The following is a 21,268-nucleotide window of genomic DNA, read 5'->3' as shown; positions in this document are numbered from 1 at the left end:
CAGAGTGACGTTTGAATGTCAACTCTTTTTTCAAAAAGTTTTTTTGATTTCGTTCGAGAAATCTTTCAGCAACTCACTCATCATATCACATCGTTTGTTATTTGTCAAGAACTTTTTTGAAGTTTTTCTTGATGAAATCAAGCTTCATAAGCAGCCCTTTTTAAACGACTTAGTTATCTTATCATGTGATAATTCACATGTCAACAACTATTTTTCATGTTATTTACGAAAGTTTCATGAATGTCACTTTCGCTTCAACGTTGTCTAATTTATCATTCTTTTTTTGATTGGTCAACTGAATTTTTGACCTTTTTCAAACAGCACTCAGACTGTTTCCCTTCCAAATTTTCGTGTTTTACGAACAAAGTCTCTGGTTAAGCTTTAAAATAGCTATAAAAGCATTATAAACCGGAACATTCTACTTGTTTTTTTGTTTAAAACGGCAAAAAAAAGAAGATTGAATTTTTTTCAATCTTCCTTTTATTTTTGTATTTTCTGATTAGAAAAGAGGAACACCCTCTACTTCGTAAGTCCCAAGAACAGCTCGCATCTGCCCTGATTCTTCCCAAAGATAGCCTTCTGCCAGCTCACCATCCTGATTCTTCTGCTCTGTTTCAAAAACAAACAACGGAACATTTTCATGTCCGATATGGGTGTTGGTCAACTCCATTAAGTTGATTTGACTCACATCAATATGAACGATTTCCTTTAAAAAATTAAGCATATTGGCTAGACCAGTCTTTCCTTCAGAAAGATCTGCTAACGCGAATTCTAGCGTATCATCAATTGAATGAACCAGAAATCTCTTTGATCCATCCTCCAAATGCAACATAATTGTACCAGCGACTCTTTTGTTTGCCAAAATCTCCACCTCGATCAACTTGTTCTTGTTCTATGGCTTACAAAAAAATTTTAGCATATTTTCAGAAAAAATACACTTTTTATTTCTTGTTTTCTTTTTTCTCCAATTCAGTCAATGCTTCTTTGATCCAGATGGGTAGTTGTTCTTCGATTGTTTTAAAACCAATTTTTCTATTTTTGTTTGTAAAATACCTTTTTCTACGGTGTGCAACTACTGGACTGTTGTTCTCTAAAGTTCTTAAAGATAAACTGATTTTTTGAGAGTACTCATCAATATCAATAATTTGTACTCTGATTGGTTGTCCAATTGTTAGCAATGCATGAATATTTTTTGTATAACCTGATTGTACTTCTGAAACATGGATTAATCCCTGCGTTTCCTCGTCAAGAGAAACAAACGCACCATAAGGTTGTATTCCAGTTACTTTTCCTTCAATTATTTGTCCAATTTTATAAGTCATTTACTTCCCTCTCTTCGCATCTTTCATTATACTGTATATGATTTAAAAAAAGAAGTTTTGAAAATAAACAAGTGAAATCGGAGGCTTTGAAATGGTAGAATTCGATCAACAAATAACGAGAAAAAATACGCATAGCGTAAAATGGGATGGTATTACTGAAACATATCATGCATCTGATTTGTTACCGCTTTGGGTAGCAGATATGGATTTTCTTTCTCCCAAAAGTGTCACTCAGGCTTTAAGCAGCTATGTTCAAAACGGTTTGTTTGGTTACTCAACGATTTCCAATGAATTATATAACTCTATTATTCAATGGGAAAAGAAACAGCATCAAGTCACCATAAAAAAAGAAGAGATTGTCTTTTCAAGTGGTGTTTTGTCCAGTCTAGCTGTAGGTATCCAAACGTTTACTGAAATAGGCGATTCAATTATGATTCATGATCCTGTTTATCCACCTTTTTCTTCTATAGTAGAAAACAATCAGCGAAAGTTGGTTCGCAGTTCTTTAATAGAAAAAAACAATCATTTCGAGATGGACTTTGCAGATATGGAACAAAAGATACAACAACACAATATCAAAGCCCTCATTTTATGTAACCCTCATAATCCTGGCGGTCGTGTGTGGTCAAAAGCTGAATTAACTCAGTTAGCAGACCTGTGTTTAAACTATCAGGTTTTCATATTCAGTGATGAAATTCATCAGGACCTTATGCTGTTCGGCAATCAGTTCACGTCAATGTTGACAATCAATCCGAAACTTCATGATCAAATGATCGCATTTACTTCTGCCACAAAAACATTTAATTTAGCTGCAATTAAACATTCGATGGTTTTTATCAAAAATAAAAAACTCAAAGCAGCTTTTACACAACGTCTCTTAACTAATCAGCAACAAGAAATCAATACATTTGGCTTAATTGGTACACAGGCAGCTTACGAAACTGGTGAAACTTGGCTTTCAGAGTTGCTTCCTTATTTAGAAGAAAATGTTTCACTTGTTTGTTCCTTTTTTCAAGAAGAAATGCCAGATGTTCGTGTTATGAAGCCTGAAGGGACTTACCTAATGTGGTTAGATTTTTCCGCTTACGAAACAAATGATCAAGAATTGCAAGACTGTTTCATTAAAAAAGGAAAAGTTGTCTTGAACCCAGGAATTTCTTTTGGCCCAGCTGGACATTGTCATATGCGTTTGAATGTTGCCTGCCCTAAAGCGACTTTATTAGAAGGATTACAACGAATCAAACAATCTTTTGAAAAGTAATTTTCTATTTAATTTTTTATAAAAAAGCAAAAAGGGACTGTGACAAAAAATTTGTCACAGTCCCTTTTATACGAATAAAAGATGTTCTCAAAGCAACTTCTGCGGCAGTAAGCTGAAACTTCGCCAAAATTTGAAGAACAATTTCTAAAAATTTTTACTTATTACTTGAAGTTCAACGCTTTGGACCACAATCTCTTTTACATTATCAGTACATTTTCTGATAGTTATTCTGCAATCTCAATTGTTTCGATTACTACATCATGGACTGGTCGGTCTTGTGGTCCACGTTGTACATTTGCAATCTCATCAACAACAGTCATTCCTTCAACAACATGACCAAAAACTGTGTGACGGAAATCTAGCCAAGGTGTACCTCCACCCTTGTAAGCTTCGATAACTTCTGCGGGGAAACCGGCACCTTCAAGTTGTCCAAGCATATTAGCAGGAACATTTTCATTATTTACGATAAAGAATTGGCTCCCGTTAGTATTTGGACCAGCATTCGCCATTGATAATGCACCACGTAGGTTAAATAATTCACGGCTAAATTCATCTTCAAAGCTTTCACCGTAGATGCTTTCTCCTCCCATACCTGTTCCAGTTGGGTCGCCACCTTGGATCATGAAATCAGGAATGACACGGTGGAAAATGACACCATCATAGTACCCTTTTTTAGCTAATTCAATAAAATTTTGAACAGTTTTAGGTGCTAATTCAGGAAATAATTGAACTGTGATGTCTCCGCGATTTGTTTTGATTGTTGCTTTTGGGCCTTTTTCATTTGCTAAATCTAATTGTGGAAATGCCATGTTTGGTTCCTCCTAATGTTTTCTTACTACCAAATAATAACATAATACCGAATGTCTATTCAAAAAACTAGATCAGATTACTAAAAAGAAAGTTTAAACTCCAAGTAAAATTTATTTATTTGAGAAGCATTCTCAGTTGAATTCTGCTATAGTGTGTCTGGAGGAGGAGTTTTTTATGGACATTTATGACATTACCATTATCGGTGCTGGACCCGTGGGTATGTTTGCCGCATTTTATGCAGGAATGCGACAAGCAAAAACAAAGATCATTGACAGTTTACCCCAACTTGGTGGTCAGTTAGCGACCTTGTATCCAGAAAAATATATTTACGATATCCCAGGGTATCCTGCAATTAAAGCAAACGAATTGGTCGGCAATCTTGAAAAGCAATTGACGACTTTTAATCATACATTTCATTTAGAAGAAGAAGTTCTTTCCATTACACGCGAAGAAGATGTGATCGAAATCATTACAAACAAAGGTATCCATTATTCAAAAGCGGTGATTTTAGCACTCGGAAATGGCTCTTTTCAGCCAAGAAAATTAACTATCGAAGGTGCTGACGCCTTTGAGAACAACGGTTTAGATTATTATGTCAATGATTTAATGAAATACGCTGGCAAAAAAGTAGCAATTGCTGGTGGTGGCGATTCTGCGATTGATTGGGCATTGATGCTTGAGCCAATTGCTAGCGAAGTCTATCTAATCCATCGTCGAAGCGAATTTCGTGGCCATGAACACAGTGTTGCTCAATTAAAAAATTCATCTGTTCATTTATTGACACCTTATTTGATTGAAGATTTAGCTGGGGAATCAAACCAGTTAACCGACCTTCGTTTAAAAAAGGTAAAAAGCGATGAAACGATTGATTTAAGCATTGATTCTTTGATTATCAATTATGGGTTTACTTCTAATTTAGGTCAGATTGCTTCGTGGGGGCTGGAAAGTTCTCGCCAATCAATCATGGTAAACTCCGATATGTCGACCTCGATTCCTGGAATTTACGCTGCAGGCGATATTTGTTCCTATGATGGCAAAGTGAAATTGATTGCTACAGGATTTGGTGAAGCACCCACTGCGGTTAACAATGCACTACATTACATCAATCCCAAAGAACGGGCACAACCTGGACACAGTACCAGCTTGTATGATAAACGACTTCGTCCTGAAAGATGACTAGCATCCACTTGTAATAAACCTCAGATGCAAAGGTATCCTTCTTGCTTTTTTACTTGATTAAGCTAACATGAATATATAGACTATTTGAAGGAGGAATACCATGGTTATTAAAAAGGAAACATTAGAAGAAAAAGCACGTGCTCTTTTACTTGAACGCGGTGTAACAATTGAAGATATTGCAGAATTAGTTATGTTTTTACAAAAAGATTATATTACAGATTTAACTTTAGTGGATTGCGCAGAAAGCGTTGACTCGGTTCTAACAAAACGAGAAGTCCATAATGCAATCATCACGGGAATCCAGTTAGATATTTTAGCTGAACAAAAACAGTTAATGGAACCTTTACAACATATTATCGAAGACGATGAAGGCTTGTATGGAATTGATGAAATCCTCGCCTTATCTATTGTTAATGTTTACGGAACGATTGGGTTTACCAACTACGGCTACATTGACAAAGTGAAACCAGGGATTTTAAAACAATTGAACCGACATGATGGCGATCATGTCCATACTTTTTTAGATGATATCGTTGGTGCGATTGCCGCATCTGCAGCAAGTCGTTTAGCCCATGCTGAACCTGAAAAACGCAGTCGTTTGACACAATAAAATGAATCGGTAACAAGTGAGCAGTGCAATATTAGCTGTCACCAACAGAATGGTACTGTGACAGAAATGATTAACTCCAAGAAATATGAGAAGCCGTTTTCGAAAATGACTTCTCATATTTTTGTGAAAATTTGATTGATTACTGAAGGAGGTGTGACAAGGCTTTTGTCACACCTCCTTTTTCTCCACTAAAAGTAAAAGAAACGCCCTCAAAAATAAGCCAGATTTGGTTTATCTTTGAGAGCGTTTCTTGTTGAAAAAGTTATCTTTTCTTTCTTAACTCATGCTTTCCAAGGAACAGGAAAATAGCGAAAAAGAGTTCAAGTAAAACAAAAAAGAGAACAAAACTATGCATAAAAAATTCTTCCGGTAACACATTGATAATTGGATCAGTTCGAGGATCGAATAACCAATCGTCATTGTTGAAAAATGTTTCGTGAAAAACAATGAAGAATCGATCAAAACCGATTAGCATAAAAAATCCAATAACCACTGGCGCAAGCATCCCAAACTGAAACGGACGTATTAATCGCCAGAAACGTTTATTTTTCCATAACGAATAAACAAATAAGCTACTTGGTATCAACGTGACTAATAACACAGCATAATCAATGAAAAAAAGAACACGAACTTCACGAAAATGGTGTGCGCCACTGGCCGAAACAGGAAAATCTGGCAAACTCAGTACAGATTGAAACGGATTATTCAAGTATTTCATCAATTCATCAAAATTCTGAAGCAACGTTTGCTGATCCAGAGACGTGTACCGCAAAATATGCAAATAATCAATATCAAATACATAGAGCGGTCGAAAATTGATAGTCAAGGCAATCGCTAGACTAATCAAGGTCAGAAATAAGCTAGTCAACCCCAAATACTCAAGCCATTGTCCCTTACGCTTACCCATTTAGAACTGCCACTCATCTAATGAATTTTTGACAAATGTAGCTGGGACTGGTAAATGAGGTACATCTTCTGCCTTGGTAAACCCGGATAGAACGAGCAACGTGTCAATTCCGTTTTGGATACCTGCTTGAATATCTGTTTCATAGTTATCACCAACCATGATTACTTCCTCTTTTTGAAGGCCTAAGATTTCTACTGCCTTATCCATGATGATTGCTTCTGGCTTACCAATATAGATTGGAGTTGTTTGAGTAGCTGTTTCAACGAAGGAAACCACTGAACCTGCACCTGGTAGCAACCCGCGTTCAGTAGGAATATTCTTGTCTGGGTTTGTTCCAATGAACGTTGCCCCTTTTTGAATTGCAAGCGTTGCTGCCACCACTTTTTCGTAGGTTAAATAATTATCTAATCCAACAACAACGTAATCTGGGTTTTCTTCTTCCCATTCAAATCCAGCTTCCAAAATCAGGTCAATTAATCCTGACTCCCCAATAACAAAAACTTTTTTACCTTTTCCATCTGTTTGCATAAAATCAATCGTCGCTAAACTTGCCGTATAAACTGTTTCTGCTGCGACATGAATATCGAATTCATCTGCCAAGCGTTTTGCAACTGTAGCAGGGCTCTTCGTCGTATTATTAGTAACGAATAAAAAGGGTAACTCACGTTGTTGTAATTCTTCGACAAAACGTTTCCCTGCAGGAATCGCTTCTGTTCCACGATAAATCGTTCCGTCTAAATCAATCAAATATCCTTTATAACTCATGCTCACGACTCTTTTCTTTTTCTTATCGTAAAGTTCGCTTTTTCATTTGCTGGCTGCTCTACTGATTCTTTAGCAGCAGTCGCTTTTTTGGGCGTCTCCTTACGTTTTTTAATGACAGGTTTCTTATGACTAGAAGACACTGGACCTTTCTTTTCATCAATGTACGCTGTCTGATTGTAATTTTTTTTCTTTTTGCGACGTTGTGCTGGCTTTTCCTTTTTGTCTCCCCCGCCAATGCGCTCGATAACAAAATAAGCACAACCAAAATTGCAGTATTCATAAAGATAATCTTCTAATGAATCAATCCGCTGATCCGGATGGGCACGTCGATTGTCTGCACGGAAAAATCCTTTCAGGCGAAGCTGTTCATAGCCCCAGTCCCCAACGATATAATCATAACGAGACAACACATCACTGTACCGCTCGCCAAGTTTTTGTGCGTCAAACCCTTCACGGTGATTGGCTACTAGACGAAATTGTCGATCACCAACTAAAAAATTACTATCATCTAAAGGTGTCACAAGTTCCCCTTTGATTTTTTCTGCTTTAGGCTTTTCTTCAACGATTTCTTCTAAAGCAGTCGTTAGTTCATCTGTGACAAGATTTGTTGCTTCACTTTCAGCTGTTGCTACGGTTGTTTCTTTCGTTTCTTTGTTTGCAACTGGCTGTTGTTTCTTTTCTTTTGGTTTTGCAGACATACTTTCACCACCTATTCCTAGTCATTATACCTTGTTTTTATTTGATTGGGTAGTGAGCTTTCAAGTAATCACCCACAACACTACGAATAAACTCTGGGAACAGAAATTCATTTTCGCCGGCAATCTCAATCGTCGGGAAAAACGGTACAAACATGAAATGGTCAACCGTCGTAAACGAATATCTTTCTTTCTCATTGATTGGTTGATTTTGAAAGAGTACTTGATGATTTACTTCATCGTAGGTAATCCCATTGTAAACGATTTGTCCAAATATTTTCCCTCGAAATCCCATCCCATTCATAGGAAAGTTACGTAAGAAGTTGCGATTTTTTTCCATTTCCAAAATTAATCGAATCAAATCTGCTCCTTTAACGGTTACATTCAATAGGTGCATTGGATGTGGTAACGCAGTGTGAAGCTCATCTTGGTCGATAATTCCGGCGGGGATATCCGTCAAAAACAAGCCACTATTCAAAATTGCCGCCTTCGTCTTGCCACGTTCTTTGATTGCTTCTAATGCTAGTTGAATAAAGGGTTCTTCACCAAAAACATCCATTGTTAGTGGAAATGGTAGGTCAGCGACCTTTTTAGCTTTTAAAAGTGCGTGCCCTTCTGCCAAATAACTAGCGATTTCTTGCGCATCTTCTGCAAAGACTGTCAATGACTCAGTGGGAATTGCTTGTGCAGAATATTTCACAATTTTTTTATTCTCATCTAACGTCAATTGAACTTCTCCTACATACTGACCATAACGACCAGCTGCGGCTAATTGAACGCCGTTGATCACTTCGCCATTAGGAAAGAGATGATGTGTATGTGAACCTAAGATAACATCTATTGCTGGTAATTCTTTTGCAATTTGGATATCATCTTGAATACCCAGATGGCTCATCAACACTAACACGTCGACTTTCGGACGTAATTCTTCGACCATTTCCGGCAAAATATCATACGGATTTCGGATATCCCAACCGTTTGGACTATACGTTAAAGGAAAAGGTGCCGTAAATGCCAGCAAACCGATTTTTGTCTGCTGCTTCGTTTCGATAATCTTGTATGGCTTCGCCCATACTGGTGGCTGCAATGTTTTTTTGTCAAATAAATTTGCTAATAAAACATCAAAATTAGCTTCATCATATAGATGATTCAAATCATGTTTTGAATTTCCAACACCTTCATTGTTTCCAATCGTTGCGGCATCGTAACCAATTTCATTCATCAGTAAGACATTGGCTTGACCATTCGTTGCTTCCGATAAGGGATGCCAACGGTCAACGAAATCTCCTAGGTCCACTGTAACAGTCGTTGTCTGTACTTTCTTTTCACTTTCACGTTTTCGTTGCTCTAAAAAGCGTCTGATTCTGGGCCAGTTTTCCAGATGTGAATGGAGATCATTTGTGTGTAATAACATTATTTTTTCCATCTTCTCGCCTCTCTTCTCGACCATCATACCACAGAGCTATTTTTTCCTTCCAATAATGATCCTGAGTATTATTTACTTCAAAAAAATAGAATAAAAAAATCATTTATGGTTTCTTTAAGCTAACCTAGTTATTATTAAGTCATTCCCAAAACATTCATTTTTTTCATTCTTTACCTCCAACCTTGCCAGCCTCATTTTTTCTATTGAGGCTGGTCTTGTTGACAAAAAAAGCGTGCCTTTGACTTCAAAAGAAGCTATTGGCACACATTCATTCCTAATATTTAGTTGGTTCACTTATTTTTTGGGCAAAAAAAAAACAGGTATAGCATTCCTGTTCATCAATCAGCTATTTTTTATATTCAGACACATGGCGGAGCCTACTTAGTGCTGCTTCCTTCCGGATCTGACACGCTTCATAAGCCCACCATTGTCCTAGCCTTTCGGCAAGAAATAGTATACCGCATTTTTTCCATTCTGACTAGCTTTTTTTCGATTTCTTTTTTTTCGTACGCAACTGACGGAAGAATGTTGACAAAATCCCTCCACATTCCTCTTCCAAAATACCCCCTTCAACGGTGGCTTGATGATTGAAGCGTTCATCCGTCAATAAATTCATCAACGTTCCAGCAGTTCCACCTTTTGGATCATAAGCACCAAAATAAACTTCTTTGACACGTGACAAAATCATCGCACCACTACACATTGGACAAGGCTCTAGTGTTACAAATAACTGTGCTTCTTCTAAACGCCAGCTACCAACAGCTGCACAAGCTTCTTTAATTGCAAGCATCTCTGCATGGGTTGTGGCATCTTGCGTTGTTTCTCGTAGATTATGCCCCCTACCAATTACTTGATTATCTAAAATCACCACTGCACCAATTGGGACCTCAGCTAACTGTTCTGCTTTTTTAGCTTCTTCAAGAGCGAGGCGCATCCATTTTTCTTTTTCTTGTTGCGATAACTGTTCTTCGTTCAACAAATTCCCTCACTTTTTTCTCGATTATTTTTCTTCAGCATAACTTTACCATATAAAAAAAAACTTGTAACTAGCTTGTCCTTTTGATGAGGTTTTTTTATGGTAAAATAGCGGTGAGGTGAAGCACATGAATCAAGCACAATTACTAGAATTATATCCAAATGCTCAACTTAAAGAATTTCCTTCCGCATCGCCATCGATTCTTTCTTTAGCTACTGGTGACGCCTTTCTTTGGTTTGAAAAAAAATCGTTAGCTCCATCTGAAATCAGTCTTTTGAAAGCGTTATTCCCAATGGCTACCAATCCAAAAAACCATCCTTGGTACCATTACTTATTCGAACAACAATCATTAACATTGGATCGTTCCTATCGAATCATCCAGTTACATGTATCAGCAAAGGATGACTTTTTGCAAAAGGAATGGCAAGAAACGTTACTAGCGATGTTTTATGAACCTGCAGATTTCTTTTTCTATAGCCAACAAGATGCACTACTGATTGAGCCTAAAGGGAAAAATTTTCTTCCAGTTTCTGAACTAAATGGTATTTTTCAATCATTAGATATTGACTTTGAAATTACAACAAATGTTTTTGTCGGCGCTTTTCATGCACCTTCGCAAGATTTTGGAACATTGTTTGCTGAAGAACGAAAAATTTTTCTTACAGAAAAACGCTCCCCACAAAACAGTCAAGCTGTGTTTTCTCTACAAGATGTTGCCCTGCACTACTTTACAACAGAGGGGATCAAAGAGAATTTACTTATCCAAAATTATCAGCTCTTGCTTGAAGAAATGGATATGGAAGAAATCATCTTAGCGTTGTGGAATCATTTGGGCAATATCAGCTCCGCTGCCAAAACTCTTTTTCTTCATCGTAACACGTTGAAATATCGGATAGAAAAGTTTCAGGAAGCAACTGGCTTTAATTTAAAGCAAGCAAATGATCTTCTTTTTTGTTATCTTCTAATCATCCAAATGTCTCCTACCAAAAAAAATAATTAAAAAAAGTGAGCGTTGCGACTAGCCTGACTAGTCCAACGCTCACTTTTTTTGCTGTGCTTTTTTAACGCAAAAAATTACATAATTTTATCAACTAAAGTCATCAAACGCTCACGCAAATCATCCGTTGAATCTTTTAGCGTGTCACCATAAACAGAGATTTTCTTGCGGCCTTTTTTGATTTTTTCTAAAACACCCATCAAAGAGTCCAAATCACTATCCGATAAGTCATCGACTAATCCTAATAGCTTTTCATTTCCGTCAAACTTATCATTAACAAATTTTTTGACTTTGCAACGATTAGACATATGACGAATTTTTTCCACCACTTTACCTGACACAACTGCTGTAGTTGCTACACCAGCAGCAGCCATGATACCTAAACCGATTGTTACTTTTGTTGATGTTTTCATAAGTCTTCAGCTCCTTTTTATCTACTTCTATCATAGCATAGACAAAAAAATAAACGAACTATTTCACTCGACTCATGAAGCACCATTACTTAGCTGCAACTAAGCGAATATCAGTTAGAACTTCTGGTAAGTCCTCATCTAGTTCGGCCAACTTACTCCAGATTGCTGTCATTGTTTCATAAAACTCACGAGAATTTTCGTCAGAATTTAAACTCCCCAAAATATTCAGCCACAAAAGTTCAACTAGATAAACTTCACTAACTCTAGTATGTTCATTTAGATGAGTCTTAAAACTTAGCTTGAATAAAGCTGCTAAGTCTAGATCAGACTGGAAGACGATTCCACGAACGCTTTCGTTCACTGCAAAAAATTCTTTCAATAAGTGGACGATACTAAAAAAGCCCGTCATTTGATACGTGTCTAAATATTTTTCAAAGCTCTTTTTGATTTCATCAATAATTGTTTCTTTTAACACACCAATGGAATCAAAATGTGCATAAATCGGATATGTCGAACAGCCACAATAAGCTGCTAATTTTCTAGCAGTAATCGAATGCAACCCAAACTCTTCTGCATAGACCATACTTTTAAATAGTAAATATTCTTTACTAAAATTGGTTACTCTACCCATTTCTTTCACCCTCTTCATTTGATTTTATGATTCACAGTAATATTTTTCTCTAACGATTCTTTGCCAATATCCTGCGTAACTTTATGTAGGGGGAAAGCGTATAGAAAAAGTTATGATTTCTTATGATAAATATAACAGCAATCATCCGATAAAATAGTAGCTGATATCCTGCGTAATAGACCTGTGACTAGGAATGATTTGGTCGCACATAGCCAATGGATTATTCATCTCAAGCTTAGCTATACTGTTATATTTTGTATGTCTAAAAGAAATTTCATTACTTTTTTCTAACTTGACAAAACGCGCTTGGACATAAACAATAGAATAAACAACTAAATAATAACTTTAAAATAACAAGTTATATTATAAAGGTCTAATACCCTGTGAGAATAACATAGTATGAAAACACTTACCACTCACACTTTATGACCTATCCTGTACATATTTAGGAGGAAAGGAGTTTCGAAATGTTAGTTGATGCAAAAAAAAAGGAACTACTTGTTCTGTATGAGATTATCCAAAGCGATACTTGTTCCTTACAAGATCTTTCAAATAAACTCGTGATTCCCAAACGGACGGTGAAAGACTTGATACGAAAACTTAACCAAGCGATTAGTCAGTTACTTGAATTTCACTCTTTTATTTATTCGACTCATAAAGGAGAGATTCAGATCAATGAACACTATGAAAAAACAAAAATGCAGGTATTCTATTACTTGAAGTTAATCTTTTTACGCGAATCCCAGCGTTTTAATTACTTATTACTTTTGATGGACAGCCTTGACGCTTCAGTTGCCAAGGAAGAGTTGACCCAAAAATTATATATTTCTTCTTCTTACTTAGAAAAATTAACTACGCGAATCAATAAGGATTTAAAAAAATTCAATCTACAAATTATTTCTTCCAATAATTGTTATACCTTATCTGGAGATGAATTATTGATTCGAATCTATATATACATATTTCTATCGGATGCCTTTCAAGGACCTGAATGGCCATTTACAACAATTGATTTAGCAACAGTGAAGCAGGAAATTACTCTGTCAGATGCATTCCAGCTTCCCTTTCATTCCGAGACAGAGCAAAAAAATATTTATTTACTCTATGCGGTGTTTAAACTTCGAATCAAGCAGGCTTCTTTCTTAGAACCACTCGAAAATGATATTCAGCAATTACTGAAGCTACTCTTTCACACCTGTGATTTAACCGGTTCGTTTAAACAAAACATGCCTGTGGAGCTACCCGAAAAACATACGGAGAACGAAGTGTTTGTGCTCAATTTTATGATTCTTTGTTTCTTCCCAAGTTGGGTCCACGTCCAACAGAAATTGACCATTGGTAAGTGTTTTATGCAAACAGATCATGTTTTTTGTCAATTCACACAAAAACTAACTGTTCAATTAGCCAAGCATTTTCCAACCATTGATACAACTGAAAAAATTGCCTTCTATCACTACTTCATCACGCTTGCGTTCACTTTTGTTTCATTGTTAGGGGAATCAATCATTGAATTTCATACGCTCTATTTCCCCACTGTAACAGAAACGGTGTCGGCAGATGACTCGCAAGTGCAATTAATTCTCACAGAGATCAACGCTCTTTGCCCAGCCAAGTTGCGTTCAGTTCACGTCGCTCACTATTTGGGTTCACTGATCTATCAATTGATTCGTTCTGAAACAGATACACAACTGTTGATTCATTTAAAAATGACGAAGACCTTAACTGGCAATTATCATCTGAAAAATCGTTTGGAAAAGTTATTCAATCACGAAACGGTTCTTCTTACCTTTTCACCAGAAAAAGCGGACTTGATCGTTACTGATTGGTTTGAAGCAGCACAACAAGCCATCCCTTCTTTTTATTGGAATCTAACAAATGAAGAAGTCAGCTGGCAAAAACTTGTCTTACTTATCCAAACACTCTATGACAAAAAAACACAGATCAACACGACGCAAAACTTGTTACCTGCGCCAAACAATCACCAAAAAGAAGCACCGGCATTTATCAACTGACAAAAGCCGGTGCTTCTTTTTATTCTTACTTATTGCTTTGCTGTTTATCCTTTAGTCTCGACGGTTGTTTCCGCCAAACAACAAAATCAAGCGGAGTAATTGTAGGAAAGTTGCTAGTGCTGCTGCGACATAAGTTAATGCTGCAGCAAACAAGACGTGACGCGCCATTGGCACTTCATCTTCAGTCAACAAACCGCCCTCACTTAATATCTGTAACGCACGTCTTGACGCATTGAATTCAACTGGCAGTGTCACTAATTGGAATAACAACGCCAATGAAAAAGCAAAAATCCCGATATTAATCAACGTGTAATTCCAACTAAACAAAACGCCGACCATAATCAATGGCAACGAAATTGCAGAGCCAAAATTAGCTACTGGAACCAATGCTGCACGAATTTTTAACGGTGCATAACCAACAGCATCTTGGACTGCGTGTCCGCATTCATGGGCTGCCACACCAATTGCAGCAACTGAAGTCGATTGCGCTGTTGCTTGTGATAAGCTTAGCATTTTATTTCCAGAATTATAATTATCTGTTAGATTCCCGGCGATTGGTTGGACACCTACGTTTTGGATGTTTTGACTGCTCAAAATATATTGGGCAGCTTGTGTTCCTGTCACATTATTTTTGCTACGGATTTTATCATATTTCTTGAATGTGCTATTGACATATGCCGAAGCAATACCTGAAATGGCTAACCCGATGATGACCAAGATAAACGTTGGATCAAGTAGATTATAGATCCCGTACATTTAAGCTCACTCCTTTTCATTTTCTTTATTCTACCATGAGAAGAGAGAAAAAAATGTGAAGAGACTTTGAAGCTTTTAGTTTTTCTTAACGAACTCAGATTTCAACTTCATTGGACCAAAGCCATCAACTTTGCAATCAATATTGTGGTCGCCTTCAACTAAACGAATATTTTTGACTTTTGTTCCTTGCTTAATTGCACCAGAAGCACCTTTGACTTTTAAATCTTTGATGACTGTTACACTGTCACCTTCTGCCAAACGATTCCCATTTGCATCAAGCACAACAAGTTCTTCTTCCACGTTCTCGGTTTGTTCGGCGCTCCATTCATGACCGCATTCTGGACAAATAAATAATCCTCTGTCTTCATAAGTATACTCAGACCCACAAGTTGGGCAATTTGGTAATGTCATCTTCTTTCTCCTTTAAAATCTATTATTGAGCATCATTGTAACGAAAAAAAGTTACTTTGAAAAGAGTGCTTGTGAATTTTGTACAAAAAAGAGCAAAGAAAATGACTGATGTGCTGTAATTCTCCCAAAAGTCGCTTTTCTTTACTCACTTATTACCTTTTTCGATTATTTTTGTTGGTAATCCTGACACAAAGTTTGAATTTCTTGATAGATTTCTTCTACTTCACGTAAATCTTTTGCATTTGCACCACTTGCTAGTGGATGTCCGCCTCCGTGATGACGCTTTGCTAGCTCATTGATTACAGGACCTTTTGAACGCAAACGAACACGGTAATGTCCTTCTGGTTGTTGAACAAAGATTCCCCAAGCCAAGACTTCATCTATGACACCAGGCAAAGCAACGATTGCTGCGGTTTCAGAATCATCAATCCCGTAGTCAGCCAACAATTCCTTTGATAAAAGCACGCGACCAGCACCGTTATGGTCAACCTCAAGATGTTGGTATAAATATCCTGAAAGTTTGGCAACTTTCATTGGCATTTGCTCTAATTCACGATTTAATTGACCAGCATCAAATGGATAGCTCATTAAGACAGCGGCAATTTCTAATGTTCGTGGAGTTGTTGCCGGATATAAAAATCTTCCCGTATCGCCAACAATCCCACCATAGAGTAAGCGTGCTGCAGTTGCGTTGATCGTTAGTTCATCTGGAAACATCAAAGCAAATGAAGCAATCATTTCGCTACAGCTGCTTGCCTTCGTGTCTACCCAAACGAGGTCACCATAAGGCTCATCGTTTGGATGGTGGTCAATTTTAATCAACTGATCGCCTAATGGATAACGGTCATCACTGATTCGTGGCGAATTCGCTGTGTCCGTTACAATGACTAATGCCCCTTGATAAAGTGCATCATCAATTGATTGCATTTCTGCTAAAAAACGAAGTCCTTCAACAGTTTCACCTACCTGATAAATTTCTTTTGTTGGAAAACTTTCTCGCAAAATCTCCGCTAACCCGACCTGTGAACCAATTGCATCTGGGTCGGGGCGTTGGTGGCGATGAATGATAATTCGTTTTGCTGCCTGAATTGCTGTTAAAATTTCTTGTTGGATCGTTAGTTCCGTTGTGTTTCTCATGTCTTCCCTGCTTTCTAAGAACGTTCCATTACTTGGCAAACAACAATTGCTTTTGCCACAATAATATTTTCAATGTACACTTCAATATCTAGTTTTGCTGAACGACGCCCGATTTCTAGCACACGTGGTTGAATATCTAATTCACTCTCTAACTGGATTAAGCGTAAGTAATGAAGGTTCATTTGTTCAATCAAAATATTACGTCGTTGGTTCAACAACATCGTTTTTTGGGCGACATCTGAAATAATCTCACTTAATACCCCAAATGAAATCGTCCCTACGCCGTTAACCATTTGTGGTGTTACTGTAAATTTGAATTTGGGATTGTCCAGACGACTTCCTTCACGATCGGTTTCAATCGTTTGGATATCCCCCGAAATTTGATCCGAAATCGTATCAGCAATTTGTGGTTGACGCTGAACCAGCTGCATAGCCTTCATCACATCTTGACGCGTAATGACACCTTCTAATGTCAAATCATCTGAGACTACGGGCATCACTTCAAGTCCATCCCAAATCATTTGATGGCTTACCGAAGCAACACTCATCGTTTTCTTGACACTAATTGGCTCTTTCGTCATTACTCGTTCAATGAGCTGATTTTCAGATTTCCCTAAAATGTCCTTGGCTGTCACGATTCCCATCAACCGTTGGTGGCGATTAACAACTGGAAAGCGTGAATGCTGGGTTTCTTCTGACAATCGTTGAAAATCAGCAACGGTTTCCGTTGGCAAAAGATGATATGTTTTTTCTGCTGGCATATAAATGTCGCTGACTAACATAATATCTTTTTTGATTAATTGGTCACTTAGCGCACGGTTAATCATGGTTGCAACAGTAAAGGTATCATAAGTTGTCCGCAAAATCGGCATTGCTAGCTCGTCTGCTAATTGAGAAATCTCTGGTGTTGTTTCAAATCCCCCAGTAATCAACACAGCTGCACCATCTTCTAGTGCTAACTTTTGGACATCCGTTCGATTTCCCACAATCATTAGCGAACCAGGAGTGATATAGCGTTCCATCGCATGCTTCGTCATTGCCCCAATCACAAACTTGTTGAGATCTTTATCTAACCCGGCTGCGCCTCCTAACACATCTCCTTCAATAATTCGGACAACTTCACCAAAGGTCAAACGTTCAATATGCTTCTTTAATTTTCGCTCGATCCGAATCGTTCCAACACGCTGGATGGTTGATACTAAGCCAATATTTTCAGCATCTTTGATTGCTCGATAAGCTGTACCTTCACTGACATTCAGTTCCTTCGCAATACTCCGCACAGAAATCCGATTGCCCACTGGTAAACTTTCGATATATTCTAAAATCAAATCATGTTTTGTCGCCATTTTTCCCCTACACTTCCAGCGTATCTGATACGCTCATTATTTTTCCGACATTTGCTGGTAATAAATCAAGAAACACTTGCGGATCTTGCTCGATTACCGGAAAAGTATTGTAATGGATTGGTACAACTTGTTTTGCACCAATTCGTTTGGCTGCGCGCGCTGCATCCTCTGGGCCCATCGTGTAAGTATCGCCGATCGGTAAGAAAGCAACATCAATAGTAAATTGTTCTGCCAGTAAAGCTAGGTCACTAAAATCAGCTGTATCACCAGCGTGGTAAATCGTTTTTCCTTCTGCTTGAAGAATGATTCCACTAGCTTCTCCCATATATTGAATGATTCCATTGACCTCATAACTTGAACTATGTTGCGCAGGAACCAGTTTTACTTCACCAAAAGGAAACGCATGCTTACCGCCAAGATTCATCCCAAATGCGTTCACACCTCTTGTTTGGGCATAGTCGGCAATTTCAACGATACTGATAATTGTCGCTTGGTTTTTTTGCGCAATTGGAATCATATCTCCAATATGGTCGCTATGACCGTGTGTTACTAAAATCCAATCTGTCTGCACTTCATCAACTGTTAAATCCGTTAATTTGTTTCCAGTAATAAACGGATCAATCAACAAACGTTGCTTGTTTTCCATCTCAATCGAAAGACAAGAATGACCATGATAAGTAATTTTCATTTCTTCACTCCTCACAGATTTTTGGTTTGTGTACCTAAAAAGAATAAAACGATTTCAACCTCATTGCTTCAATGAAACAAACCGCTTTCCTCACTTATTTTTTTTGAAATTTTAGTACAGTATGTTCTTTTTTATTGTAACAGATAATACAGAATTCACCAAGCAGACCTCTTCTTATTTTTTTAGAAAAAAACAGAGATTCTTGGCTAAAATTCCAAGAATCTCTGTCTCTTCTTCCAAAATAATGGGTAATTTGTTCTCGTAAACAATCTTAGCAAATCAGAAAAGGGTGTCACAAATGCTTTGTCATACCTTCTGTTCCTGAATAAATGGTGTTCCCAAAACAGCTTATCCAGATAGTTTACATTGACCTCAAAATATGGAAAGCTATTTTGAGTGATTGCTCACTATCTTGTCGGAGTTAAGCGTTTTGCGCCACAACCTTTTTCCACACATCTTTTTGATCACTGGAGTTTACGAGCCTTTGATCAAATCTGCATAGGTCGGTTCGACAATTGCATCCAAATCTGTCCGCGCTAATAAAATTCCTCGACCTAATTCCCCACTAGAAATCAAAAGTTTGGACTGTTTTTTTAAAGAATGATCAAACACAAAAAGATCTTCTGGATGTTGAAGTTTAATACCAATCGGTGTATTTGCACCATGTACATACCCAGTGTGTGCAAAAACAAAATCCATATCAGGTAATCCTACCTTATGATTTTTTGTAATTTCTCGTGTTTTTTTATAATCAAGGCGTGCATTCAGTGGCACTAAAGCAATAATAATGCCGGTCTTGTCCCCTTTTAATACTAGATTTTTGCAAACGAGATCAGCCGACAAACCTTTCGCGGCTAATGCAGATAAAAAGTCTGTTTCCTCGACACTTGCTAAATCAATAACTTCAAACGGAATCGCCTTTTCTTCTAGATATTGTTCTACTCTGGTTTTAGTCATACATCATCAATTCCTTCCATGCTTATTATTCTAACGGATTTATTCTCTGACATAAGAAAAAAGTAGAAGACCACCAAACTGGGGAAATCTTCTACCTTTTTGCTTGTTTAGAACGAAAAATCTCTAGCGCTTATTTTTTACCACGTCGTTGTGTTGCCTCCATAATAACTGGTAAAATCACTGGACGACGTTTTGTTTGTTCGAATAAGTAACGGCTCAACTGATCGCGGATGTCTTGTTTTAATTTGCTCCACTCAAAATCATCACTTTCCAAGTGTTTATTGACGATTTCTTCAATCATCACCGTACATTCTTTCATCAAATCACGACTGGCTTTAACATAAACAAACCCTCGCGAAGTAATCTGTGGTTTTGAAACGATTTTCTTTTCTCGACGACTGATTGTAACGACAGCCACAAAAATCCCATCTTCAGATAAAATTTTGCGATCGCGTAACACGATATTCCCAATGTCACCAACACCAAGTCCATCAATCATTACGTTTTCAGCACTAGTTGTGCCAGCAACGCTCATTCGTTTATTTTTATATTCTAAAATGTCACCACGACCAGTGATGTAGATGTTTTTGTAAGGAATGCCAACAGCATGTGCCAAGTCCGCATGTGCTGCTAATTCACGATATTCCCCTTGAACAGGGATAAAGTAAGTTGGACGCATGAAGTTTAACATTAATTGCAAGTCATTCGGATTTGCATGACCAGAAACACGCATGTTTTCTGAAATCAGCTTCACTGTTCCGCCAGCGCGATAAATCATATCTTCCGTTTTTGCAACCATTGTTTCCATTGCTGTACTTGGTGTAGTCGTAATGTAAACTAAGTCGCCTTCTTCGATTTTCAGATTGCGATGTGTGCCATTCGCCATTTTTTGTAATGACTTGATTGGTTCACCCATTCGACCTGTTTCAAGAATGATTAATTCTTCTGGTTCATAGTTTTTCATTTCTTTTAAGGTTACCAATAAATCTTCACTTGGTAATTGAACTTTTTCCAAACGCATAGCTGTCCGGATGATTCGTTCAAAATCTTGACCAGTCAAAACAACTTTTCGATTTGCTTTGGCTGCAGCATTCAACACTTGTTGCACTCGTTGTAAGTTACTTGCCACGCAAGCAACGATGATTCGGCCTTCCCAGTACTTGATTGTATCGAAAACTTCATCTGCAATTTGCAATTCAGAAGCAACAGGTGCTGGGTTTTCAGCATTCGCTGATTCACTAAGAAGTGCTAGGACGCCTTCCTTACCAATCTCTGCCAAGCGTGCATAATCTGTTTGATACATCGGGATAGCCGTTTGGTCAAATTTAAAATCACCTGTATACACAATATTTCCTTCTGGCGTTTTCAAATTGATTCCGACAGAATCGGGAATCGAATGTGTTGTGCGGAAAAAACTAACGATTGTTTCACCAAAATCAATCTCAGTGTGTTCATCCACAACATGGAAATCTTTGAACCCCTTTGCCTCTTCATTGCGACTAACACTTATTTTCGCTAATTCGATCGTTAACTCTGTCCCAAAAACTGGAACAGCTAATTTAGATAAGAAATAAGGCAACGCGCCAATAGCATCAGCATGTCCGTGTGTCAAAAACACACCAGCCACTCGATCCACATTTTCTTCTAAATATGTGAAGTCAGGAATAACGACATCAATCCCCAAAAGTTCATTTTCTGGATATTTCAATCCACAGTCTAATACAAAAATATCTTCTCCAACTTCTGCGACATACATATTTTTCCCATTTTCGCGGACACCGCCTAATGGAATAATTTTAATGGTACTCACAAATTTCACCTCTTCTATGACATCACTTTCAGATGATGCCAATTCTCTACTTATATTAATTACTAATCTATTTAACTACTAATTTATTAACGAATTACTTTATTGCTGACTGATTCATTGCAGTAAATAATCAAAAATAAAACTATTTTTTTGATTGCT

The 21,268-nt window shown here is 37.5% G+C and carries 22 protein-coding genes and 1 other RNA gene; 5 read left to right on the top strand and 18 right to left on the bottom strand.

Going from position 1 to position 21,268, the window contains the following annotated elements:
* Positions 1-499: 499 nt before the first annotated feature.
* Both RV17_RS07525 and RV17_RS07520 read right to left on the bottom strand, forming a co-directional pair.
* Entirely contained in the window at positions 500-862 is a 363-nt protein-coding gene (locus RV17_RS07525; RefSeq protein WP_067482451.1) for a hypothetical protein, read from the bottom strand.
* Positions 863-941: 79 nt separating this feature from the next.
* Entirely contained in the window at positions 942-1,322 is a 381-nt protein-coding gene (locus RV17_RS07520) for a CvfD/Ygs/GSP13 family RNA-binding post-transcriptional regulator (protein ID WP_071868894.1), read from the bottom strand.
* 91 nt (positions 1,323-1,413) lie between these two features.
* On the opposite strand from RV17_RS07520, the gene RV17_RS07515 reads away from it, so the two are divergent.
* Positions 1,414-2,583: a MalY/PatB family protein gene (locus RV17_RS07515; protein WP_071868893.1), complete on the top strand. Its 1,170-nt coding sequence runs from the start codon at positions 1,414-1,416 to the stop codon at positions 2,581-2,583.
* A gap of 224 nt (positions 2,584-2,807) precedes the next feature.
* On the opposite strand, the gene RV17_RS07510 is transcribed toward RV17_RS07515, so the two are convergent.
* On the bottom strand, positions 2,808-3,392 hold the full coding sequence (locus tag RV17_RS07510; RefSeq protein ID WP_067482457.1) for a peptidylprolyl isomerase: 585 nt from the start codon (positions 3,390-3,392) through the stop codon (positions 2,808-2,810).
* A 175-nt stretch (positions 3,393-3,567) separates the two neighbouring features.
* Between RV17_RS07510 and RV17_RS07505 the strand changes: the two genes are divergently transcribed.
* Together RV17_RS07505 and RV17_RS07500 are read left to right on the top strand one after the other, a co-directional pair.
* Positions 3,568-4,569 carry an NAD(P)/FAD-dependent oxidoreductase gene (locus RV17_RS07505; RefSeq protein ID WP_071868892.1) on the top strand — a complete coding sequence of 334 codons (1,002 nt, stop codon included), beginning with the start codon at positions 3,568-3,570 and terminating at the stop codon, positions 4,567-4,569.
* Between the two features lie 103 nt (positions 4,570-4,672).
* Positions 4,673-5,182, top strand: coding sequence for a phosphatidylglycerophosphatase A family protein (locus tag RV17_RS07500; RefSeq protein WP_071868891.1), 510 nt, complete (start codon positions 4,673-4,675; stop codon positions 5,180-5,182).
* 262 nt (positions 5,183-5,444) lie between these two features.
* Here RV17_RS07500 and RV17_RS07495 read toward each other — a convergent pair whose 3' ends face one another.
* The 6 genes from RV17_RS07495 to tadA form a co-directional block, all read right to left on the bottom strand.
* Positions 5,445-6,089 (bottom strand): TIGR01906 family membrane protein, encoded by a 645-nt coding sequence (locus RV17_RS07495; RefSeq protein ID WP_067482462.1) that lies wholly within the window; start codon positions 6,087-6,089, stop codon positions 5,445-5,447.
* The gene (locus tag RV17_RS07490; RefSeq protein WP_067482464.1) at positions 6,090-6,854 is read right to left on the bottom strand and encodes a TIGR01457 family HAD-type hydrolase; all 765 of its coding nucleotides are present in this window, start codon (positions 6,852-6,854) and stop codon (positions 6,090-6,092) included.
* 2 nt (positions 6,855-6,856) lie between these two features.
* Positions 6,857-7,552, bottom strand: a complete 696-nt coding sequence (locus RV17_RS07485) for a YutD family protein (protein WP_067482466.1) — start codon at positions 7,550-7,552, stop codon at positions 6,857-6,859.
* A gap of 37 nt (positions 7,553-7,589) precedes the next feature.
* A complete protein-coding gene (locus RV17_RS07480) occupies positions 7,590-8,975 on the bottom strand; it encodes a bifunctional metallophosphatase/5'-nucleotidase (RefSeq protein WP_071868890.1) in 1,386 nt (461 codons plus the stop codon).
* 353 nt (positions 8,976-9,328) lie between these two features.
* Positions 9,329-9,413: signal recognition particle sRNA small type (gene ffs, locus RV17_RS07475), an RNA gene on the bottom strand.
* 40 nt (positions 9,414-9,453) lie between these two features.
* Positions 9,454-9,954 (bottom strand): tRNA adenosine(34) deaminase TadA, encoded by a 501-nt coding sequence (gene tadA / locus RV17_RS07470; protein WP_373419147.1) that lies wholly within the window; start codon positions 9,952-9,954, stop codon positions 9,454-9,456.
* 124 nt (positions 9,955-10,078) lie between these two features.
* On the opposite strand from tadA, the gene RV17_RS07465 reads away from it, so the two are divergent.
* The gene (locus RV17_RS07465; protein WP_071868889.1) at positions 10,079-10,951 is read left to right on the top strand and encodes a helix-turn-helix domain-containing protein; all 873 of its coding nucleotides are present in this window, start codon (positions 10,079-10,081) and stop codon (positions 10,949-10,951) included.
* A 74-nt stretch (positions 10,952-11,025) separates the two neighbouring features.
* Here RV17_RS07465 and RV17_RS07460 read toward each other — a convergent pair whose 3' ends face one another.
* Together RV17_RS07460 and RV17_RS07455 are read right to left on the bottom strand one after the other, a co-directional pair.
* The gene (locus RV17_RS07460; protein WP_067482472.1) at positions 11,026-11,361 is read right to left on the bottom strand and encodes a hypothetical protein; all 336 of its coding nucleotides are present in this window, start codon (positions 11,359-11,361) and stop codon (positions 11,026-11,028) included.
* An 85-nt stretch (positions 11,362-11,446) separates the two neighbouring features.
* Positions 11,447-11,992 (bottom strand): TetR/AcrR family transcriptional regulator, encoded by a 546-nt coding sequence (locus RV17_RS07455; protein WP_071868888.1) that lies wholly within the window; start codon positions 11,990-11,992, stop codon positions 11,447-11,449.
* 467 nt (positions 11,993-12,459) lie between these two features.
* On the opposite strand from RV17_RS07455, the gene RV17_RS07450 reads away from it, so the two are divergent.
* On the top strand, positions 12,460-14,004 hold the full coding sequence (locus RV17_RS07450; RefSeq protein ID WP_071868887.1) for a helix-turn-helix domain-containing protein: 1,545 nt from the start codon (positions 12,460-12,462) through the stop codon (positions 14,002-14,004).
* A 51-nt stretch (positions 14,005-14,055) separates the two neighbouring features.
* Here the strand turns inward: RV17_RS07450 and RV17_RS07445 are convergent, their stop codons facing one another.
* The 7 genes from RV17_RS07445 to RV17_RS07415 all read right to left on the bottom strand — a co-directional run bounded on the left by RV17_RS07445 (position 14,056) and on the right by RV17_RS07415 (position 21,109).
* Positions 14,056-14,760: a zinc metallopeptidase gene (locus RV17_RS07445; RefSeq protein WP_067482477.1), complete on the bottom strand. Its 705-nt coding sequence runs from the start codon at positions 14,758-14,760 to the stop codon at positions 14,056-14,058.
* A gap of 75 nt (positions 14,761-14,835) precedes the next feature.
* Complete coding sequence (locus tag RV17_RS07440) at positions 14,836-15,171, bottom strand: zinc ribbon domain-containing protein YjdM (protein WP_067482479.1); 336 nt, start codon at positions 15,169-15,171, stop codon at positions 14,836-14,838.
* Between the two features lie 165 nt (positions 15,172-15,336).
* Positions 15,337-16,308 (bottom strand): DHH family phosphoesterase, encoded by a 972-nt coding sequence (locus tag RV17_RS07435; protein ID WP_071868886.1) that lies wholly within the window; start codon positions 16,306-16,308, stop codon positions 15,337-15,339.
* Between the two features lie 14 nt (positions 16,309-16,322).
* On the bottom strand, positions 16,323-17,654 hold the full coding sequence (locus RV17_RS07430) for a DRTGG domain-containing protein (protein WP_067482483.1): 1,332 nt from the start codon (positions 17,652-17,654) through the stop codon (positions 16,323-16,325).
* Between the two features lie 7 nt (positions 17,655-17,661).
* Complete coding sequence (locus tag RV17_RS07425) at positions 17,662-18,342, bottom strand: metal-dependent hydrolase (RefSeq protein WP_071868885.1); 681 nt, start codon at positions 18,340-18,342, stop codon at positions 17,662-17,664.
* A gap of 474 nt (positions 18,343-18,816) precedes the next feature.
* Positions 18,817-19,299, bottom strand: coding sequence for a YbaK/EbsC family protein (locus RV17_RS07420; RefSeq protein ID WP_071868884.1), 483 nt, complete (start codon positions 19,297-19,299; stop codon positions 18,817-18,819).
* A 130-nt stretch (positions 19,300-19,429) separates the two neighbouring features.
* Positions 19,430-21,109 carry a ribonuclease J gene (locus RV17_RS07415; protein WP_067482489.1) on the bottom strand — a complete coding sequence of 560 codons (1,680 nt, stop codon included), beginning with the start codon at positions 21,107-21,109 and terminating at the stop codon, positions 19,430-19,432.
* Positions 21,110-21,268 lie beyond the last annotated feature (159 nt).

The sequence above is a fragment of the Enterococcus thailandicus genome (genome assembly GCF_001886265.1).
GTDB lineage: Bacteria > Bacillota > Bacilli > Lactobacillales > Enterococcaceae > Enterococcus_B > Enterococcus_B thailandicus.
The sequence above is the reverse complement of the archived record's forward strand: the minus strand, read 5'-3'. Positions and strand labels throughout refer to the sequence as shown.

Coding starts and splice junctions, on each gene's coding strand:
- RV17_RS07520 (WP_071868894.1), bottom strand. CDS start 1,322: ATGACTTATAAAATTGGACAAATAATTGAAGGAAAAGTAACTGGAATA.
- RV17_RS07515 (WP_071868893.1), top strand. CDS start 1,414: ATGGTAGAATTCGATCAACAAATAACGAGAAAAAATACGCATAGCGTA.
- RV17_RS07510 (WP_067482457.1), bottom strand. CDS start 3,392: ATGGCATTTCCACAATTAGATTTAGCAAATGAAAAAGGCCCAAAAGCA.
- RV17_RS07505 (WP_071868892.1), top strand. CDS start 3,568: ATGGACATTTATGACATTACCATTATCGGTGCTGGACCCGTGGGTATG.
- RV17_RS07500 (WP_071868891.1), top strand. CDS start 4,673: ATGGTTATTAAAAAGGAAACATTAGAAGAAAAAGCACGTGCTCTTTTA.
- RV17_RS07495 (WP_067482462.1), bottom strand. CDS start 6,089: ATGGGTAAGCGTAAGGGACAATGGCTTGAGTATTTGGGGTTGACTAGC.
- RV17_RS07490 (WP_067482464.1), bottom strand. CDS start 6,854: ATGAGTTATAAAGGATATTTGATTGATTTAGACGGAACGATTTATCGT.
- RV17_RS07485 (WP_067482466.1), bottom strand. CDS start 7,552: ATGTCTGCAAAACCAAAAGAAAAGAAACAACAGCCAGTTGCAAACAAA.
- RV17_RS07480 (WP_071868890.1), bottom strand. CDS start 8,975: ATGGAAAAAATAATGTTATTACACACAAATGATCTCCATTCACATCTG.
- RV17_RS07465 (WP_071868889.1), top strand. CDS start 10,079: ATGAATCAAGCACAATTACTAGAATTATATCCAAATGCTCAACTTAAA.
- RV17_RS07460 (WP_067482472.1), bottom strand. CDS start 11,361: ATGAAAACATCAACAAAAGTAACAATCGGTTTAGGTATCATGGCTGCT.
- RV17_RS07455 (WP_071868888.1), bottom strand. CDS start 11,992: ATGGGTAGAGTAACCAATTTTAGTAAAGAATATTTACTATTTAAAAGT.
- RV17_RS07450 (WP_071868887.1), top strand. CDS start 12,460: ATGTTAGTTGATGCAAAAAAAAAGGAACTACTTGTTCTGTATGAGATT.
- RV17_RS07445 (WP_067482477.1), bottom strand. CDS start 14,760: ATGTACGGGATCTATAATCTACTTGATCCAACGTTTATCTTGGTCATC.
- RV17_RS07440 (WP_067482479.1), bottom strand. CDS start 15,171: ATGACATTACCAAATTGCCCAACTTGTGGGTCTGAGTATACTTATGAA.
- RV17_RS07435 (WP_071868886.1), bottom strand. CDS start 16,308: ATGAGAAACACAACGGAACTAACGATCCAACAAGAAATTTTAACAGCA.
- RV17_RS07430 (WP_067482483.1), bottom strand. CDS start 17,654: ATGGCGACAAAACATGATTTGATTTTAGAATATATCGAAAGTTTACCA.
- RV17_RS07425 (WP_071868885.1), bottom strand. CDS start 18,342: ATGAAAATTACTTATCATGGTCATTCTTGTCTTTCGATTGAGATGGAA.
- RV17_RS07420 (WP_071868884.1), bottom strand. CDS start 19,299: ATGACTAAAACCAGAGTAGAACAATATCTAGAAGAAAAGGCGATTCCG.